Raw genomic sequence first — 2,305 nt, forward strand, 5'->3', positions numbered from 1 at the left:
GGCATGGTCGCGGATATTGCTGTCGAGGCTGCCATCGCGCCGCGCCTCGGCCACCACGTCCCACAGCCCCACGCCGTACCSAAGCAGCGCTTGCAGGCGGGCYGGGTAGTCCWGKYCGACSAGATCGAYCCCGAGGACATCGCCCATCAGGTGCCAGAAGCGGTTGGGTTTTTGGTCAATTTGACATCTGCTCGCGGCCCCACAGTTGAGTCAGGATCTCGGAGTGCGGGACGTTGGCTCCCTGACAGCCAAGCGATGACCCAGTGCGGACGTTTGCGAAACTAACGCGCGACGCACAAGCCGTTTGTCGCCTACTGTATGGACCCATTACGCCAACGTTTTTTGCCACCCCAGCTCGGCTGAGGTGCCGCCCCCTTACTTCGACTCGCGCAAAATCTTCAAATATGACCGCTCGGTCTCTCGATTTTTCCAAGTTTCGGCGATGAATTCTGATAGCGCCGGAACATCCGTCGCCAGCGTAGATGCCCATAGGGATGGGTTGTAGTCAAAGACGCGCAACATGTGATCAATGTCGAAGATTGGCGCTGTACCTCGCGCGCGAATCAAACATACTGGCTTGTTAAAAGCAATTCGCATCCCTAGTTCGAACAGAACGTTCGGGTTGTGCTCGGTCAGATCAACGATCACCAAATCAGCGTTATCGAGATCGTTGACAATCGTGGACTGGATGACTTCGCTGCCGGCTTTTTTTGCGGTCCGAGCGTTGAAATTGGCCTGCACGGCAGCGGGAGTGATGAGATGCTTCAGCACCTCATCAAAATAGCCAGGCGCATGATCTTTGGTTTTTTCCGAAAATGGCATTGCCACAAATGCAATGAGGCCTCCGGCATTTTTTGATTCGCCAAGGATGATCGAGCTGCTGCCTGTCCGGCTGCTGGGTTGAACCTGGGGACTAGGTGTAGAACCATCGAGATCGCCCCCCTGCGCTTTCAAATACGCAAGATTCGTCTGATAGAGCGCGTAGAACTCGTCCTGAAACTCTTCTGCCACACCAAACTCAAGCTTCAACGTGTTCTTGAGATATTGGATGTCCGGGAGATTCTCTCCTTGGTAATAGTCGTAGACCTTCTTGAACAGCTCGATATTGCGGAATGCCGCAACGATAGCATCGCTGCCCTCCTTCGGAGTCTTCGGATATACCAGCGATCGACCCAGATCTGCCAATTCAATCTTGTCTGACTCTCGCGTGCCGGCCGTGAAACCGTAGTCACGTGAACTCTGAGTCAGGTAGAAATAGTTGCTACCCGTCCCGACACCAAGTGACTGAGCGATGTCCCTGGGCGGCCAAGGATTACCCATGTTGAACTGCTTGAGCGCATCCGGTATCTTCCGCGCCTCCTCAATAGAATAATGAGGAAACGTCCGCTTGGGTTTCGGCGGGGTGGTTTTCGCGGCGACCTTCTGCGTACGGGTGGCCTTTTTGGCTACCGCAGCCTTCTTTTTCGCTGGAAGCGATCCTTTCTTCGCAGAAGTAGTCGCCTTCTTCCGGGCTGGGCTTACCCTCTCAGATAGCGATTCTGACTCCGCGGACGGAACTGTCTCTTCCATTTCTGATGGTGTTGATTGTGTTTTGTTCACGTGGCCTCCCTGTTAGCTGAATGCTATCAGATGTCGACATTGCTTCTCTTCTGTTGTCGGCAGGTAACATCATCGCAGTCGCCTCAACGTTTTGCGGCGCCGTACGCAGTGCTTCCTGATTTGCACTACCGCATGCCAATGAGAACCCATCCTCATATGCCCTGCGGCCGTTGGGTTTTTGGTCAATTTGACACCCTGACCGCGAGCCAGCCGCGTACTACTTCGAGAGCCCGGCGACCAGTTGGCGGATCACGCCCATCAGCATCTCGCGCCTCTCATCCGACAAGCCTTCAAGCAACTCCAGGATCTTCCGGGCTTGGTCAACCTCCCGGTTTGAGGCGTCGGTCAGCAGTTCCTCCATGCCGCAGCCGAAAATCTCGGCTAGTTCGGCGAGCCGGACTATAGAAGGCACAGCAACGCCCGTCTCTATGCGGGATACCGCTTCGCGGCTGATACCAAGCGCTTCGGCCACCTTCTCCTGAGATAGCCCAGAAGCGGTACGCCTTAAAGCAATCGCCTGCCCTACTGCCTTCACCAACGCTGCCTTTTTTCGCTCGTCCATGTGTGACCTCATACGCACGGTCGTAATAGTCGGCGTGGTGAGGCCAGAATCACATGAAGCAGGAGATCACATTGTGATGTTAAAGGTTACAATGTGATGCCGATATATCCACMAGAAGCGCATCGAATGGAGCCGGTTATGCAC

Annotated in this window: 2 protein-coding genes and 1 pseudogene; all 3 read right to left on the reverse strand. The window is 54.9% G+C overall.

The features are described 5' to 3' along the window. Window positions 1–171 (reverse strand): annotated as a pseudogene (locus AB4Z27_RS28765) (DNA-deoxyinosine glycosylase); the annotation flags it as partial. 204 nt (window positions 172–375) lie between these two features. Then, window positions 376–1,599 (reverse strand): hypothetical protein, encoded by a 1,224-nt coding sequence (locus AB4Z27_RS28770; RefSeq protein WP_441645953.1) that lies wholly within the window; start codon window positions 1,597–1,599, stop codon window positions 376–378. Window positions 1,600–1,816: 217 nt separating this feature from the next. Next, window positions 1,817–2,161: a helix-turn-helix domain-containing protein gene (locus AB4Z27_RS28775; RefSeq protein WP_441645954.1), complete on the reverse strand. Its 345-nt coding sequence runs from the start codon at window positions 2,159–2,161 to the stop codon at window positions 1,817–1,819. Between the last annotated feature and the right edge of the window lie 144 nt (window positions 2,162–2,305).

Origin of the sequence: Cupriavidus sp. KB_39, from assembly GCF_052114485.1 — a bacterium.
GTDB lineage: Bacteria > Pseudomonadota > Gammaproteobacteria > Burkholderiales > Burkholderiaceae > Cupriavidus.